This is a genomic window from Bradyrhizobium sp. CCBAU 051011, assembly GCF_009930815.1.
In the GTDB taxonomy this organism is placed as follows: Bacteria; Pseudomonadota; Alphaproteobacteria; order Rhizobiales; family Xanthobacteraceae; genus Bradyrhizobium.
Window position 1 is genome coordinate 238,245 of sequence record NZ_CP022222.1, and the last position, 15,342, is coordinate 253,586.

General features: G+C 63.5%; 15 protein-coding genes. 3 read left to right on the top strand and 12 right to left on the bottom strand.

Features of this window, described 5'->3' with window-relative positions; genetic code table 11:
- Positions 1–45: 45 nt before the first annotated feature.
- From ACH79_RS01185 to ACH79_RS01195, 3 genes are all read right to left on the bottom strand, one after another.
- Positions 46–1,800 (bottom strand): LTA synthase family protein, encoded by a 1,755-nt coding sequence (locus tag ACH79_RS01185; protein ID WP_161849377.1) that lies wholly within the window; start codon positions 1,798–1,800, stop codon positions 46–48.
- A 4-nt stretch (positions 1,801–1,804) separates the two neighbouring features.
- Positions 1,805–3,514 carry a sulfatase-like hydrolase/transferase gene (locus tag ACH79_RS01190; RefSeq protein WP_161849378.1) on the bottom strand — a complete coding sequence of 570 codons (1,710 nt, stop codon included), beginning with the start codon at positions 3,512–3,514 and terminating at the stop codon, positions 1,805–1,807.
- Positions 3,515–3,792: 278 nt separating this feature from the next.
- Complete coding sequence (locus ACH79_RS01195; protein WP_161849379.1) at positions 3,793–4,482, bottom strand: TetR/AcrR family transcriptional regulator; 690 nt, start codon at positions 4,480–4,482, stop codon at positions 3,793–3,795.
- A gap of 200 nt (positions 4,483–4,682) precedes the next feature.
- On the opposite strand from ACH79_RS01195, the gene ACH79_RS01200 reads away from it, so the two are divergent.
- Both ACH79_RS01200 and ACH79_RS01205 read left to right on the top strand, forming a co-directional pair.
- Positions 4,683–5,303 (top strand): hypothetical protein, encoded by a 621-nt coding sequence (locus tag ACH79_RS01200; protein ID WP_161849380.1) that lies wholly within the window; start codon positions 4,683–4,685, stop codon positions 5,301–5,303.
- Between the two features lie 98 nt (positions 5,304–5,401).
- A complete protein-coding gene (locus ACH79_RS01205; protein ID WP_161849381.1) occupies positions 5,402–6,781 on the top strand; it encodes a hypothetical protein in 1,380 nt (459 codons plus the stop codon).
- Positions 6,782–6,820: 39 nt separating this feature from the next.
- On the opposite strand, the gene ACH79_RS01210 is transcribed toward ACH79_RS01205, so the two are convergent.
- Genes ACH79_RS01210 through ACH79_RS01220 form a run of 3 tightly spaced genes read right to left on the bottom strand, consistent with a single transcriptional unit; the run spans position 6,821 to position 8,282 of the window.
- The gene (locus ACH79_RS01210; protein ID WP_161849382.1) at positions 6,821–7,060 is read right to left on the bottom strand and encodes a hypothetical protein; all 240 of its coding nucleotides are present in this window, start codon (positions 7,058–7,060) and stop codon (positions 6,821–6,823) included.
- Positions 7,057–7,428 carry a lysozyme inhibitor LprI family protein gene (locus ACH79_RS01215; protein ID WP_246738384.1) on the bottom strand — a complete coding sequence of 124 codons (372 nt, stop codon included), beginning with the start codon at positions 7,426–7,428 and terminating at the stop codon, positions 7,057–7,059. The genes ACH79_RS01210 and ACH79_RS01215 overlap by 4 nt, the downstream gene beginning before the upstream one ends.
- Before the next feature lie 2 nt (positions 7,429–7,430).
- Positions 7,431–8,282 carry an SDR family oxidoreductase gene (locus tag ACH79_RS01220; RefSeq protein WP_161849383.1) on the bottom strand — a complete coding sequence of 284 codons (852 nt, stop codon included), beginning with the start codon at positions 8,280–8,282 and terminating at the stop codon, positions 7,431–7,433.
- Between the two features lie 457 nt (positions 8,283–8,739).
- On the opposite strand from ACH79_RS01220, the gene ACH79_RS01225 reads away from it, so the two are divergent.
- Positions 8,740–9,846 carry a DUF2336 domain-containing protein gene (locus tag ACH79_RS01225; RefSeq protein ID WP_161849384.1) on the top strand — a complete coding sequence of 369 codons (1,107 nt, stop codon included), beginning with the start codon at positions 8,740–8,742 and terminating at the stop codon, positions 9,844–9,846.
- Between the two features lie 500 nt (positions 9,847–10,346).
- On the opposite strand, the gene ilvC is transcribed toward ACH79_RS01225, so the two are convergent.
- The 6 genes from ilvC to ACH79_RS01255 all read right to left on the bottom strand — a co-directional run bounded on the left by ilvC (position 10,347) and on the right by ACH79_RS01255 (position 15,276).
- Positions 10,347–11,366: a ketol-acid reductoisomerase gene (ilvC, locus tag ACH79_RS01230; RefSeq protein WP_065752640.1), complete on the bottom strand. Its 1,020-nt coding sequence runs from the start codon at positions 11,364–11,366 to the stop codon at positions 10,347–10,349.
- A gap of 146 nt (positions 11,367–11,512) precedes the next feature.
- Complete coding sequence (locus ACH79_RS01235; RefSeq protein WP_161849385.1) at positions 11,513–12,118, bottom strand: LysE family translocator; 606 nt, start codon at positions 12,116–12,118, stop codon at positions 11,513–11,515.
- Positions 12,119–12,126: 8 nt separating this feature from the next.
- Positions 12,127–13,017: an EamA family transporter gene (locus ACH79_RS01240; protein WP_161849386.1), complete on the bottom strand. Its 891-nt coding sequence runs from the start codon at positions 13,015–13,017 to the stop codon at positions 12,127–12,129.
- Between the two features lie 6 nt (positions 13,018–13,023).
- Positions 13,024–13,719 carry a class I SAM-dependent methyltransferase gene (locus tag ACH79_RS01245; protein ID WP_161849387.1) on the bottom strand — a complete coding sequence of 232 codons (696 nt, stop codon included), beginning with the start codon at positions 13,717–13,719 and terminating at the stop codon, positions 13,024–13,026.
- 2 nt (positions 13,720–13,721) lie between these two features.
- Positions 13,722–14,264, bottom strand: a complete 543-nt coding sequence (gene ilvN / locus ACH79_RS01250) for an acetolactate synthase small subunit (protein ID WP_161849388.1) — start codon at positions 14,262–14,264, stop codon at positions 13,722–13,724.
- A gap of 25 nt (positions 14,265–14,289) precedes the next feature.
- Positions 14,290–15,276: a threonine dehydratase gene (locus ACH79_RS01255; RefSeq protein ID WP_161849389.1), complete on the bottom strand. Its 987-nt coding sequence runs from the start codon at positions 15,274–15,276 to the stop codon at positions 14,290–14,292.
- Positions 15,277–15,342 lie beyond the last annotated feature (66 nt).

Sequence of the window (15,342 nt, forward strand, 5' to 3'; positions counted from 1 at the left end):
ACGTGGATAGCCGGGACACCCTCGCAATGACGGGACAGAGCGGAATCAAAGCCCCTTGATCATGCCCGCGTCGATCAGCATCCGGTTGAATCGGCGTGCCTCCGCGCCCTTCTTGCAGGCGTAGAAGGCGCCCTTGCAGCGGAGCATGATGCTCTTCTGCTCGGCAAATGTCGGATCGAGCGGGATGCCGGCGGCTTCCTGCAGCACGAGGGGGATGTAGGCCGCATCGAGGGTTTCGAGCGCGGACGACAGATTGGCCGGGGAATAGTTGATACCGTCGATGGCATAATAGGTGGAGTAATAGCGCGGGTCGGCGGCCATCAGACGTTGCGCCAGCCTCACCTGATCGATGCCGGGCTCGAGCAGTTTTTGTGAGATCGCCGGCTGGTGATCGCCGAAACGCAGCACCAGAAAAGACTCGTCCGGATAGTCGCGCTTCAGCCGCTCGGTGAATTCGCGATAGTCGTTTGCCGTCATGGCTTGGCGGCGGATGTACTCGTCGACCTCGGCGGTGTTGCCCGGTGGCGTCCAGCCCGGAGGCGTCAGATCTGGCCGGTAGACGTTCCACCAGGGAAAATGATTGGCTGTGAGGTAGACGAACATGAAGACCGGCGACTGCTGGAGCTGCTCGCGCGCGAACGCCTTCAAGGCCTGATCGAAATAGAACTTGTCCGGCTGCATGTCCTCATTCACGCCCATCTCGGCCATGTCGATGAAGCGGTCGACGCCGGTGCCCTTCTGGAAGGCGCGCGCGCTGAGGAAGTCGCCATAGGTCGGATAGAGCGAGACGGTCTTGTAGCCGCAGCGCTGCAGCGCCTGCGGCAATCCGCGCGTCACGCGGCCGGCGGTAATCCGCGTGACGTAAAACTTCAGATCGCCGAACGAGCGCGCCGACAGGCCGGTCAGCACATTGAACTCGGTGTACCAGGTCGGGCCGCCGGTCGATTCCGCGATCATGGTCCGCTGCTTGCCGTCGATCGACTTGAAGAAGTCGGTATACCCCGCAGGCACCTCGATGCCCGGTGCCGAGGTGACGTCGAAGCTCGACTCGTCGAGCAGCATGATGATGTGCGGCCGTTTGGCCGTGACGTCGCAGGCCTCGCCTGATGGCAGCGCAGGCAGGCCGGCGGCGTGGGCGTCCCGCGCGAGGCTGAGCGGGCGGTTCGCCGGCGGATCGGCCTCGATCCATCCTGTCGACGACAGCCGCGACACGGCCACCACCCCCGAGCGCGCCAGATTGGAAATATGATTGACGCCCTGGAACGGCTCCCATGCCAGCTCGGGCGATGCGACCGACATCGCCGCGATCAGCGCCGTCGTCGCCGCCACTCCCATCAATGCAAGGCGGCGGCGCACGCGGAACGGATCGAAGCGCCAGAGCGCCCACAGCAGCGGAACCGCGACGAGGCCTGCCGCGATCAACTGCATCTGCAAGTGCGGAAACACCGAGAGCAGAAACGAAAACGTATCGCGGTCGATGATCAGGAAATCGAGGAAGGTCAGGGTCAGCTGCAGAATTCCGAACTTGAAGTGCGACAGCGCGATCAGGATCACGATGAAGGCCAGCGCCAGCGCGGCGCAGATCCCGGGCCGCTGCAGCAGGACCAGCAGGAAGCAGTTCACAAATACCCACGCCAGCACGGACAGCGTGATCGCAAACGGCCCGTATTCGGTGGTCAGGAGGACGGCAAGCCCGGCCAAATGGACTGCGGCAACCAGACCGGCCAGAGCAAAGAACCGGACGCCGCGCGTTTCGGCGCGCGAGCCTTCGCTCCTTCCGGGTCCCGCAACGGCTGACATGTCTCTAAAGCCCTTTTATAAATCCCGCCTCGATCAATAACCGGTTGAACCTGCGCGCCTCGGCGCCGTCCTTGCAGGCGTAGAATACACCCTTGCAGCGGAGCATGATGTTCTTCTGCTCCTCGAACGACGGGTCGAGCGGAATGCCGGCCGCCTCCTGGATCACCAGCGGCAGATAGGGCGCGTCGATCGTGTCCATCACCGCGGAACTCTTCACCGGCTCGAAATTGATGGCGTCGATCGCGTAATAGGTGGTGAAGTAGCGCGGGTCGTAGGTGTCGAACTTGCGGACGAGCTTGGCTTCATCCAGACCGGGGTCCAGCAGGTTCGACGAGAACTCCGGCTGGTGGTCGCCGTAGCGCACGATCAGGAACGGCTGCGCCGGGAACTTCTTCTTCAGGCTGGCGACGAAGCCCGCGTAATCGTTGGCGCTCATGGTCTGGCGGCGCAAATATTCGTCGACCACGGGTTCGTTGCCCGGCTTGCGCCAGGACGGCAGCAGGTCGGGGCGGAATTTGGTTTCCCAGGGGAAATGGTTGGCGGCGAGATAGATGAAGGTGAACAGCGGCGTGTTGGCCGGCTGCTCGGCAATCAGCTTGACCGCCTTGTCGTAGAAGAAGCTGTCCGGCTCGATGCCCTTCGCACCGAGGTCGCGCGCGTCATAGAAGTGCTGGATGCCGGTCGAGGTCTGGAAGCCGCGCGCGCCCATGAAGGCGCCATAGGCCGGATAGAGCGAGAGCGTGCTGTAGCCGCAGCGGCGCAACGCCAGCGGCAATCCGCGCTCGACGCGGCCCGAAGCGATGCGGGTGACGAAATAGGAGAAGCGGCCGAACGAGCGTGACGACAGGCCGGCCAGCACATTGTATTCGGCCATCCAGCTTGCGCCGCCGCTGCTCTCGGCCATGAACTTGCGCTCGCGGCCGTCGAACGACTTGAAGTGGCTGCCATAGCCCGGCGGCAGCTTGACGCCATTGGCCTGACGGATGTCGAAGCTCGACTCATCATGGATCATGATGATGTGCGGGCGGCGGCCGGCGACCTGACAGGAATCCACCAGCGGCATCTTCAACCGTTCGGCGACGACCGCGTCCGATTCCATGAAGCCGTAATTGACGAAGTCCGAAACCGCCGTAACGCCCGAGCGGGCGAATTTGGAGAGATAGCCGTCGTCGTAATAGCCGCGCCAGGCTTCATCGGGCCAGGCGATGGAATAGCCGGTCAATGCCGCGAGACCGGCCAACAGGCCGGCCACTGCCGGCAAGCGGCGGATGCGGAACGGATCGAGCCACCACAGCGCGTACATCAGCGGCAGGATGACGAGGGATGCGCCGACCACGCTCCAGCGCAGGTTCGGGAAGATCGTGAACAGGTAGGCCGCGGTGTCGCGGTCGATCACCATCAGGTCGACGAAGTTCGCGGTCATCTGCACGACGTCGTGCTTGAGCCGCGACAGCAGCACCAGGAGCACGACCAGCGTCAGCGACAAGGCGCCCGACAGCGCCGGACGCCGCAGCAGCGCAACAAAGAAGAAGTTCAGTATGCCCCAGGCCAGGGCAAAACCCAGGCGGCCGCCGAAATCGGCTTCGGTGTGCAGCAGGATCGCCAGCGCTGCCATGTGCGGTGCAGCAACGGCCGAAAGGCGCCAAAAGCCGATCGCGGCAAGGCCGGCGGCAAGCGTGGTGGCGGAAGGCCCTGAATTTGGCGCGGGCGCCATTGGAGGAACGCAACATGACCCGGCGCAATGCAAAGCCTTTGCCTGGCGACGTGCCAGGAGACGCACGACCCAGCCGGAACCTGTGTCGCGTCACAAAAACGTAGTGGAATCGTCATGAACGCGCAATGAATTTGCCCCCGATGGACTACGCAGTGGTGAATACGGAGAGGTAGTCATTCCGGGATGGTCCGAAGGACAGAACCTCACCGGGGAGATTGTGAGGGGCGCAAGGGCCCCATAGTTCGCATCTTCGACGCGCCTCGGAATGACGGGCCGTATCAGACCCGCTTCGCAATGCCCTCGATGAAGAGATCGAGGGTCGCCTCGGCGGTCCGCTCGGCCTCGGCGGCGCCGACGCCCCAGCGCGGGAAATGGCCGTCGATATTCATCCGGGCAAAGCCATAGACCAGCGCCCGGCCGGCGATCTGGACCTGCTTGAGGTCAACGGCGCGGAGCTGGCCCGCCGCAAAAGCCTCGGCCAGCGTCCGCTCGGTCAGCCCAATCAGCTCGGCATTGTCGCTGGAGATGGCGACCGCCCAGTCATGGTCGAAAAAACGGCGGCTGGAAATGATCTCGAAATGGGTCGGGTTGCGCATCGCCCAGCGGAGGTAGGCGAGCCCAAGGCAACGAAAGCGGCCGAGCGGGTCGCCAGCCGGCGCTGCGGCCAGCGCGGCCTCGATCTCGGCACGGAACCGGCGCTGCGCCTCCTCCGCCACCGCTTGCATCAAGGCGGCGCGGCTCGGAAAATGGCGGAACGGTGCCCCCGGCGATACGCCGGCGCGGCGGGCGGCCTCCCGGACGCTGACCGCCTCCGCGCCGCCCTCGCCGACCAATTGCAGCGCCGCGTCGATCAGGACCCGCCGGAGGTCGCCGTGGTGATAGGGCTTTGGCCCAGGTGCCCGGGCGGCGCGGCGGCGCGGGCGGGACGCGGGAGTTTTGGCGGCGGACGATTTGGCGGCTGGGCGCATGTCCTCTCCTAGCATCACTGGCTTGTGAATGTAAGCACTGATTACACGGATTGACCGCCGGGCGCCCGTAAATGTAACTGATGATTACATCACTATCCGCGTCATTGCGAGCGCAGCGAAGCAATCCATCTCCCGGCGTCAAGAAAGAATGGATTTGCTTCGCTTCGCTCGCAATGACGGTGCAAACAGGGGAGCACAACATGCCGACACGTCAAAACTGGTTCGATGGCTGGCGGCTGTTCGCCCTGCTCTCGCTGACCCTGCTGGCCCTGAGCATCTGGATCGCCGGCATGCGCGGGTTCGAGGTCGAGGGCGTACGCATGGTGATCCGCTTCACCGCGCGGACCTCGCTGGTGCTCTTCTGCCTCGCCTTCTCCGCCGCCGCCCTGGCACGGCTATGGCCCAACGCATGGACACGATGGCTGCGCCGCAACCGCCGCTATCTCGGCGTCAGCTTTGCCGCCTCGCATGCCATCCACGCGGCCGCCATCCTGGCCTTCGCGGTGATGGACCCGATCGGTTATGCGGCCGCGACCTCGATCGCCTCCTACATCTTTGGCGGCATCGGCTACGCCTTCATAATCGCCATGACCGCGACCTCCTTCGACCGCACCGCGGCCGCGATCGGCGCACGCGCCTGGCGCCGGCTGCATCTCGCAGGCGGCTATTATCTCCTGTTCCAGTTCATGGTGTCGTTCGGCATGCGGATCCCGGACATGCCGCTCTACGCGCTATTCCTGATCCCGCTCGTGGCCGTGTTCGCGCTGCGGATGTTCGCAATGGCGCCGACCAGGGCAAAGCCGTCCGTGCAGCAAGGCTGATCCATGGAGAAACTCACCACCGTTTTATCAACCCGGATTCAACATTATTTCACGACGCAAGGGCTAGCATCGAATGGTCAGTGAACTCGGGTTTGACCATGTTGATCAAGGTCCGTCTTGCTGCTGTGCTCATTGCTTGCGGCTTTCTCGCCGGCTGCGGCGAGTATTGCCTCTATCAAGGCGCGTGCCTCGAACCCGACTTTTTCTCCCTGGACCCCAGTCCGGTCCAGGTCGATCTCACCTCTCCCAATCCCAAGGCGGCATCAAAGGTCCTCGCCCAACTCCGCATTCCCAGATCCTACATCGTTCGGGCAGACAACTATTCCAGCCGTAAGGGACCGCTTCCTGACCAGATCGCCACGCAGGGCATTGCAATCCGATTTGTCGACAATGGCGAGGCGTGGACCGTCGCGAGCAAAAAGCCGGATGAACGGCAATGGCGTTGGAGGGAATATCAAGTCTCGCTTCGAGCCAATGCCAATCCGAACGGCCGAACCGACCGCCAAGCCAACCTCGCCGGATACGGCCGTATTCGTCAGTCGGATCGATATGAGGGGCTCACTCACTTCTCCGGCAGTGGCGAGATTTTTGTCGGCGATGCATCCGACTCCTTCGAGTCAATCAGTTGCCATGAAGAACTGAAGCCAAGTTGGTTCTGCACCTATGAGATCGACGTCGGCGATACGATCACAGTAAGCGCCAAGTTCGTGGATTTTCGGCTGCACGGCGGACGCGCCTATGCCAACCAACGCGCTCAATTTGTCCGCGAGTTCGTCTGCAAATTCACTGACTGCGAGCCCGACGAGTCGCGTCGCCGCCGCCTCGCAGCGCGCCCCTTCATTGGCGACCAGAAACGCAACGTCTGTATCGCGCGGGATCTTCCCCAAAAGACTGTCGCCCTAGGGCTCGCGGCGAATGTGCAATCGACCTTTCCGCCCGCCGTAACGCAACAGACCTTCTGGCGCCTGCAAGTTCCGGTCTATTTCCGCGAACAGGACGCCTGGCCTCGATCCGATGCCAGCAGCAGTTTGTTCGGCGCCGTTCTATTTCCGGAGATGGTCCCCTCCGCACCGATCGAAGGGGAATTGCGGAACGCCTGGTTGACCGTTCCCGTCAGCGATCAGGAGCGCGCGGCATTTCTAACAGTCCCGGAGAACATTCCCTGCCTGGCCCACGCTGAGCTGTCATTAGAGGACCTCGCGCAGAGGACGATACACTTGCAATTGCGCCGGCCAGACGGCTATCCGATGACCACCGAGATCGCGCCGCCTTCGCAATGTGCCAACAAGCCCGGCGCCTCCAGGCATTTCTGCTCCGTGCGTTTCTTGCGGGACGGCTGGCATGTGGACATCAGCTTCGGATCGCAGTGGCGCAGCGACGCCGAAAGGATCCGCGATCAGGTCAATTCCTGGCTTGATCAGGTTACGCTGTCGCGCGATCCCGTGCCCGCCGCTTCTCCGGCGTCAAGCGACAAGTAGCATCGCCGCGTGCGGCGCCGTTGCCGCAAGCTGCACGGCCTAGTCGTCCTTCAGATGAAACTTCCGCCCGAGCCGGCGGTGCACGGTGATCACGGCACGATCGACATCGCTGATCAGGCTGTCGCCGATGATGACATTGGGGATTTCCCAATTCCGCCCCTCACGGACGTTGGGCAGGCCGCGCACGGCAGGCACGGACGCCGTTTCGCATCCCGGCTGGCTGCGAAGCGCGTCGTCGGCGATTTGCGTCAGCTCCGCTCTGCTCTTTCCCGTCGTCACTGGTGACCGAGACCTTCGAGTTCTTTCGCGCGCGCCTCTGTCATGCTGCGCATGCATTCGCCGGCCTCGAGCCGCGCGATGGTGCCCTCGCCGAGACCGTAATAGAGGCAGTTGGCGTCGCGATACTGGATCCACAGCCTCTGCGCGGCGCGCAACTGGTCACGCTGCGCGCTACCCTTAGACTCCAACGCCTTCTGATAGGCAATGTTCAATCGCTTGTCCCATTGCGCCGTCTTGGCCTTGAGGCATTCGACCATCTGATAGGTGTTGCCGTCGCAGGATGGTTCGCCCTCGCCCTGATCGCCGGCGTAGGCGGCCGATGCGAGCGCGAGGGCGGCCACGAGGCCGATCGCCGTTCTCACTGTCATGCTCATCCCTGCGGCGTCAGGCCGAGGCGCTTGGCGACGATCCGGTCGAGGGTGCGCTTGGGCAGCACCCTCGCGAGGAACTGCCGCATCGGGTCCGGCGCGATCGTGTAGCGCACCTTGGGGTTCGGCAGCGTCAAGGCCTCGAACACCTTCTCCGCGATCGTTTCGGCCGGCAATCCCTTGGCGCCGAGGTCCAGCATGAAAGCGCGGATCTTCTCCAGCGCCGGAAGATACGGCGAGTTCTTGTACGGCGAGATATCGACCTCCTCGGCCTTGCTCCAGATCGGCGTCTTGACCGCACCCGGCGCGATGATGATGACGTCGATCCCGAACAACATCAGTTCGCGGCGCAGACTCTCCGACAGTCCCTCGATCGCGTGCTTGGAGGCGGAATAGGCCGAGGTCATCGGATTGCCGTTCTTGCCGGCGACCGAGGAGATCATCACGATCCGCCCTTTCGGTCCCTTCAGGCTGGGATCGGAGCCGAGCAGCGGCCCGAACGCCTGGGTCGCGATGATGGGGCCGATGAAGTTGACCTCCATCTGCCGGCGGAATTCGTCGGTGGCGAGTTCCAGCACCGGGCCCGATACCGCGATCCCTGCATTGTTGACGAGGCCGGCGAGCGTTTCGCCACTGAGGGCGGCACGGACCTCGCGCGCGGCGGCCAGCACTGCGGCCTCATCGGTGACGTCGAAGATCAAGGGCGTGAAGTTCACGCCGAACTCGCGTCCGAGGCGGTCGGCGTCGGCCTGCTTGCGGACGCTGCCGAAGACGCGGAAGCCGCGGTCGAGCAGCAGTTTTGCACTGGCCCAGCCGATGCCGGTTGAAGCGCCGGTGATGACGACAGATCTCATGGTCTCAAGCCCTTGGTCGGAGGTTTTAATGAAGTTCGTCGTGAAGGAATGCTTAAGCGCCGGTTGGTGTGCTTCCTTCGCGGGGCGTCCAGCCTTGACGGCGTCTTGTTCGGTAAGTTGCTATTCGATTTTTCCCGGGAACGGTTTGGTGAGGATAGCAGCCGGACCAGGATACCGGAAGCGGCGACGCAAGCCCAATCCGGTCCGACATGCGCGATTTATCGCGTGAAATCGCGGCGTAGACCCCGATCGCATTGGTAAAGCAATTCGGAACGCGGCATTTGCAATGCGCGGCGTGCTTCGGCGGCGGTTTGGCCGGCGGTGACCGTGGCCCATGCACCGCCCGTTTTGGATGCAGCCGCCCTCGGGTCTGCCCCGTCGCGCCTTTAACGCGGGTGTAAGGCTCGGCTCGTCATGGTGTGCGCCAACCGATCAACAACAAACAGGCTTGCCCACAATGGTGCAACAGGCGGCACACTCGATTATTGCCGAACTCGAAGACGCGGTCAGGGGCGGTTCATCCGCCAAGCGGGTGGAAACCCTGCGGCAGGTGACGGACCTCTTCCTCAATGACGGAGGACGTCTGAGCGACGACCAGGTCAAAGTCTTCGACGACGTGCTCTGCCTCCTGATCGCCCGGGTCGAAACCCGGGCCAAGGCTGAACTTTCCAAGCGGCTGGCGCCACTCGACTACGCCCCGTTCGAGGTGATCCAGCATCTCGCCTGGGACGACGAGATCGAGGTCGCCGGCAATGTGCTGACCCATTCCAGCCGGCTCGGTACCGACGTGCTGGTCGAGATCGCCAGCAGCAAGGGACAGGACCACCTGCTCGCGATTTCCGGCCGCGCCGAACTGCCCGCGGCGGTGACCGATGTCATCGTCGACCGCGGCGAAGGCCAGGTGATCCGCAAACTCGCCAACAATGCCGGCGCCAAGTTTTCCGACCAGGGCTTTTCCAGCATCGTCGCGCGCGCCGGCGCAGACGACGAGTTGGTCGAGGCACTCGGCCTGCGCGGCGATTTCCCGCAAAAGTTCATGGGCGACCTGCTCCGCCGTGCCAAGGATGCGGTCCGCGCCCGGCTGCTCGCCATCGCGCCGCCCACAGTCCAGGAAGAGATCAAGCGGGTCTTGAACGAAATCGCCCGCGAGGCGCCGCCCCCAAGCCGCAGCTTCGGCGTTGCCGAGGAGCTGGTGAAGCTGATGAAGGGGCTGAACGAGCTGGACGATGCGGCGGTCTACAAATTCGCCGAACAGAACAAGTTCGACGAGGTCACCGTCGCGCTTGCGGTACTTAACGAAATGCCGGTCGAAATGACGGCCAAGCTGATGGAAGGCCCCCGCGCCGACCTGATCCTGATTCCCTGCCGCTCGGCCAAGCTGAACTGGCCGACGGTCGAGTCGATCCTGCGCAACCGGCCGGTAAAGCCTCCGATCAGCGAACAGACGCTGGAGATCGCGCAACGTGATTTCCGCAAGCTGTCGATGGAGACGGCCCAGCGCACCGTCCGCTTCTGGCAGCTGCACAACAAGATCGAGAAAGAACCGATCATTCGGACGCATTGAGTCCGGCCGGACTGCAAGCGGCATCTATCAAGGTGCCGCTTCGCTGCGCTGATCCAACAGGTGAGCGCGCACGACGTAGCGCTCTGCCCCGGCTCGCTTGACGATCGCCCGATCCGCGAGCGGCACACGCATCGAATGCAGATTAAGAACCCGCGCTTTGAATCTGCAAACGCTGGCTTTTCCGTCGCTAATGTAGCTGGTGAGATTGCTTCGCACCGAGAATGTGCGTGACGCGTCAGTTCTTCGTTTCGGCGAGGCTGACGTACTTCGGGCGACGCGTTGAAGAATGTGCTTGAAGCATCAATCCTTCAAGGAAACGGCGAGACCGCATGTGCGATCTCGCCGGGATACTGTAGTTCAAGGCTTAAGATTTGGTGTTCTGCTACCGGCTTTGTAGGGTGGGCAAAGGCGCTTTGCGCCGTGCCCACCATCTATCCACTCGGTCACTCTGCATGATGGGCACGCTGCGCCTTGCCCACCCTACACAGATCGACCCCGCCTCAGTTCTTGGTCTTGTCGACCAGCGCGCCCTTCTTGATCCACGGCATCATGTCGCGGAGTTTTGCGCCGACTTCCTCGATCGGGTGGGCGGCGAGCTTGGCGCGGGTCGCCTTGAACGAGGTCTGGTTGACCTTGTTCTCCAGCATCCAGTCGCGGGCGAACTTGCCGCCCTGGATGTCGGCGAGGACGCGCTTCATCTCGGCCTTGGTCTCGGCGGTCACGATCCGCGGGCCGGTGACGTATTCGCCGTACTCGGCGGTGTTGGAGATCGAGTAGTTCATGTTGGCGATGCCGCCTTCATAGATCAGGTCGACGATCAGCTTCACCTCGTGCAGGCACTCGAAATAGGCCATCTCGGGGGCGTAGCCGGCCTCGACCAGCGTCTCGTAGCCGCCCTTGATGAGCTCGACCAAGCCGCCGCAGAGCACGACCTGCTCGCCGAACAGGTCGGTCTCGCACTCTTCCTTGAAGGTGGTCTCGATGATGCCGGCGCGGCCGCCGCCGATTGCCGAGGCATAAGACAGGCCGAGGTCATGGGCGTTGCCGGAGACGTCCTTGGCGATCGCGATCAGGCAGGGCACGCCGCCGCCGCGCTGGTATTCCGAGCGGACGGTGTGGCCCGGGCCCTTCGGCGCGATCATCAGCACGTCGAGATCGGCGCGCGGATCGAGCAGGTTGAAATGAACGTTGAGGCCGTGGGCGAAGACGAGCGCGGCGCCCTTCTTCATGTTGTCATGCAGGTGCTCGCGGTAGATGTCGCCCTGCAGCTCGTCCGGAGTCAGCATCATGACGAGGTCGGCCCATTTGGCGGCCTCGGCGACTTCCATCACCTTGAAGCCGGCGGCTTCCGCCTTCTTGGCCGAGGCCGAACCCTTGCGCAGCGCAATGGCGACTTCCTTGACGCCGGAGTCCTTCAGGTTCAGCGCATGGGCGTGGCCCTGGCTGCCATAGCCGACGATGACGACCTTCTTGCCCTTGATCAGGTTCAGGTCGGCGTCGCGATCGTAATAAACACGCATGGTCGTTTCCTCAATCGATGGCCAAAAAGGGCCGGTTAATCAGGCATTTGGGTGGGTGGGACCGCCGGTCGCCCGCGAATTTCCGGCGTTGTCTAGAGCATTTTCCTTCCGAGGGGAAATCCGTTTATGCATGGCCCGGTGCGGCATCATGCGTCCATGAAGACCGGATAGAGCGAGGCCAAGAGCAGCACCGCCATGACGATGTTGAAGGCACGCACCGCCCGGCGGGAGGTCAGGACCGGCCGCAGCGCGGTGCCGAACAGGGCCCACGCGGTGCAGGACAGAATTCCCAACAGCAGGCTGAGGCCGACCTGGATCGCGATGTTCCAGGGATAGGCTGCGATCGCCGCATAGGCGGTGATGGTGCCGATCACCATGACCCAGCCCTTGGCGTTGACCCACTGGAACATGGCCGCGCCCCAGAACGTCATCGGGCGGCCGCGGCTTTTGTCCTCCTCGGCGGAAGGTGGCTCGGACATCGCGATCGCCCAGGCCAGATAGATCAGGTAGGCGGCGCCGGCATATTTCAGGATGGTCTGCAGCACTGGATAGGCGATGAAGATGGTGCCGAGCCCGAGGCCGACCGCGCCGACCATGAAGGCGAAGCCGACCGTGATGCCCATGATATGCGGGATGGTCGGGCGGAAGCCGTAAGTGAGCCCCGAGGACAGCAACATGATGTTGTTCGGCCCCGGGGTGAAGAACATCACGGTGGCGAACATGACGAAGGCGATCAAAAGCGACTGCGACATTGGGGGCCTCACGCGATCTTTGGCAGAACTTGTTTTTCTGAAGCCTGGGTAGGTTTGGACAGCAGCATGACGGCGATGCCGCCGACCACGGTGACCATGCCGGCGAGCCGCAGCGGCCCAAAAGTTTCGCCGAACACTACGCTCGATGCGGCGGAACCGACGAACGGCACCAGCAGCGCAAACGGCACCACCTGCGCCGCCGGATAGTCCCGCAGCAGCCGGCCCCACAGCCAGTAGGCGATACTGGTGGAGACGCCGCCCAGGCCGATCATGCACATTAGACCGGTCAGCGACATGTGGGTCAGCGCATGCCAGGTCGGCTGCGGACCATTGCTGACCAGCGTCAACGCCAGCAGCGGAACTGCCGCGACCAGGCACAGCCACGCGAACAGGTCGAACATCGGCACGCCCTGCGCGCGCCGGAGCAGCAGATTGCCGGCCGCGAAGCTGAGCGGCGAGATCATCAGCACGGCAAATGCGCTGATGCTGAAATCGTAGCCGACGGTGCCGCAGATCATCAGTAACCCAGCGGTGGCAATACCGATGCCGACGCTCTGCCATGGGCCCGGCCGCTCGCGGAACAACAGCGCGGCAAAGCCGATGGTGAACAGCGCCTGGCTCTGCACGATCACGCTGGAAAGGCCGACGGGAACGCCATGCGCGATGGCGAAGGCTTGGGCCAGAAACTGGCCGAGGAACAGCGTGAAGCTGATCGAGGCCAGCACCGTCCATGAAATCTTGGGCCGCGCCACGAACAGGCAGGGCAAGGCGGCGATCGAAAAGCGCAGCGTCGTCATCAGTTCCGGCGAAAACTCATTGAGCGCGATCCGGCTGGCCACGAAAGCAAGGCCCCAGATCACCGCTACCAGCACGGCGATGCAGACATCCGCCGGTTTCATTTTTTTCTAGCTCTGTTGGTCCGGCTTTGGCTTGCGCAGGAGATAGGTGCCGTGGAGCGGCGCGTGGTAATCGACCGATTCCAGCGTGAAGCCGATATCGGTCAGCATGCGCTCGATCACCCAGCCGAAGGTCGAGTATTCGTCGCGCATATGGGTGACCACGCCTTCGCGCTGGAAATCGTGGTTCTTGATGGTGAAATCGGCCCATTGGTCGACATCGCGCTCGACGCCATCCGGCATGCTGACGAAGACGATGTCGCGCAGGTAGAAATTCGCGCCGGGCTTCAGCGCGGCATAGATCCGCGCCAGCGCCACCGCTTTCCAGAAATCCGGCAGATGATGCAGCGTGAATTCGCTGACGATCAGATCGTAGGAATTGGGCTGGTAGGCAAAGCTCAGCATGCCGGCCGGCTGGGTGCGGATTGCGATCTTGCGGTCGCGGGCCTGGATATTGGCGAGCGCCAGCATCGCCGGCGATATGTCTATTGCGTCTACTTCGGCCCCCATCAGCGCCGCTTCGCAGGCCAGTACGCCGTTGCCGCAGCCGATATCGGCCACCCGCCAGCCCGACTGCACACCAAGCATGGTGAGCGCGGCGCGGGCGCGCTCGTCGCTGTCGTCATGCCGGTCGTAGATCGAGGCGACCGCGCGATCGAGCCCGAGACGCCGTCTTTGAGTGTAGTACCAGTCCCGCGCCAGCATGTTCACATCCCCTCAGGCCCACGCCCGATTGCGGCAACGCCAGTGCGCGACACCTCGACAAGGCCGAGCGGGCGCATCAGGTCGATAAACTGACTGATCTTCGATGAATTGCCTGTGATCTCGAACACAAAACTTTCGGTCGTGGCGTCGATCACGCGGGCGCGGAACGCGTCCGCCAGCCGCAGCGCCTCGACCCGGCTGTCGCCGCGGCCACGCACTTTCACCATGGCGAGTTCCCGCTCGATCGAGCGGCCGGTGATGGTCATGTCGACCACGCGATAGACCGGAATCATGCGGTCGAGCTGGTGCTTGATCTGCTCGATCACCATCGGCGTGCCCGTGGTGACGATGGTGATGCGCGAGAGATGTTTCTGGCTCTCGGTCTCGGAGACAGTGAGACTGTCGATGTTGTAGCCGCGGCCGGAGAACAGGCCGATCACGCGCGCGAGCACGCCGGGCTCGTTCTGCACCAGCACCGAGAGCGTGTGCGTCTCGTTGGGATCGTGGCGCTCTTCCAGGAAGTAGGCGGATGCGGGCTGGTTCATGGTCGTCCCCTTACATGTCCTCTCATCACGCCATTGCTCGTTCGGCGGTCGGCGTGACCTCCGTCCCGACCCATTTGCGGAACAGATCGAAATCGATATTGCCGCCTGACAGGATCAGGCCGACGCGCTTGCCGGCGAGTTTTTGCTTTTCCTGCAGCGCGGCGGCGAGCGCGGCTGCGCCGGCGCCTTCGGCCAGGTTGTGCGTATCGGTCCAGTAGGCGCGGATCGCGGCTCCGACCTCATCGTCGGTCACCTGCACGATGCGCGCAGCGCCCTTGCGAATGGTGGCGAAGGCGTCCGGATCGGGGATGCGCGTCGCCATGCCGTCGGCCAGCGTATTGCTGGATTCGGTGGTCACGATTTTTCCTGCCGCAAGCGACAGCGCGTAGGACGGCGCTTCGGTGGACTGCACGCCGACGATCTCCGTCTTCAGCCCGAGCAGATCGCGCGCCATGATGCAGCCGGAGATGCCGGAGCCCTGCCCGATCGGCACGTAGAGAATATCGAGATCGGGCGCGGCCCGGAACAGTTCGAGCGCGTAGGTGGCGACGCCGAGCACGAGGTTGGGATGGAACGACGGCACCACGTGCAGGCCGTCGAACTGGGCGCGGCGCTGGGCCTCTTCGGCTGCCGCCTGAAAATCCTCGCCGTGTTCAACCAACTCGGCGCCGAACGCGCGCATCGCGCGGTTCTTCTCGACCGAATTGCCCTTCGGCACATAGATCATTGCCGGCACGCCGTGACGGGAAGCCGCGAAAGCAAGGCTCTGGCCGTGATTGCCGCGCGTCGCAGAAATGATCCCGGGCGTGTTCGGACTTTCGCGCTTCAGCCGGTCGAGATAGACCAGCCCGCCGCGCACCTTGAAGGCGCCGATCGGCGTGTGGTTCTCGTGCTTGACGATGACGCGCGTACCCAGCCGCTCGGCCAGCAGTGGCCAGGCATGCGCCGGCGTCGGCGGCACTGCCTGTCCCACGATCCCATGCGCGCGTTCGAGCTCTGCGAGGTCAAACATGGATTCTCCCCACTAGCCGCACGCACGATGTGCTCCCTCGCCCCGCTCTTTGCGGGGAGAGGGTTG